At 68.5% G+C, this 606-nt stretch carries 1 protein-coding gene; it reads right to left on the bottom strand.

The annotated features are described in order from the left end of the window. The coding region (locus ACFP2T_RS47980; RefSeq protein ID WP_377434803.1) for a transposase at positions 1–606 on the bottom strand (606 nt) is incomplete at both ends.

Genomic DNA, 606 nt, shown 5'->3' with positions numbered 1-606 from the left:
GATGTAGCGCTTGAGGCATCGGTTGATCTCTCTAGGGGTTTTGCCTTGGGCGGTGCGGCGGGCGACGTAGTCACGGGTTGGTTGGTGGTAACTGCGTCGGCTGAGGGCGATGGTGTGCAGGGCGGAGTTGAGGGTGCGGTCGCCGCCGCGGTTGAGACGGTGGCGGATGGTGCGTCCAGAGCTGGCGGGGATGGGGTTGACCCCGGCCAGGGAGGCGAAGGCAGCTTCGCCGCGTAGTCGTCCGTGGTGGGACCAGGAGGTCAGCGCGACGGCGGCGGTGACTGGTCCGACGCCGGGCTGGTCGAGCAGGACGGGGCACATCGCGGTGACTAGGTCGCGCAGCTGCTTGAGGTTGGCGGCCAGGGTCCGGTCGAGCGCGGCGATGTCGACGGCCAGGGCGCGCAGTTGGTCGTGACGGACCCGGGTCAAGGCGTCCGTGTCGTTGGTGGGTTCGAGCCGGCACAGGTGGCGTACCTGCTGGTCAGTGTTCAGCTTGCGTAGTTGGCCGCGCAGGCGGTCGTCAGCGGTGAGGATCAGCGACTTGAGCAGGTTCACCGTGGCGGTGCGGGCGTCGGTGTAGTGGCGACGGGCCACATGCAGGATCCG

The sequence above is a fragment of the Plantactinospora solaniradicis genome (genome assembly GCF_042658085.1).
Classification (GTDB): Bacteria; Actinomycetota; Actinomycetes; order Mycobacteriales; family Micromonosporaceae; genus Plantactinospora; species Plantactinospora solaniradicis.
The sequence above is the reverse complement of the archived record's forward strand: the minus strand, read 5'-3'. Positions and strand labels throughout refer to the sequence as shown.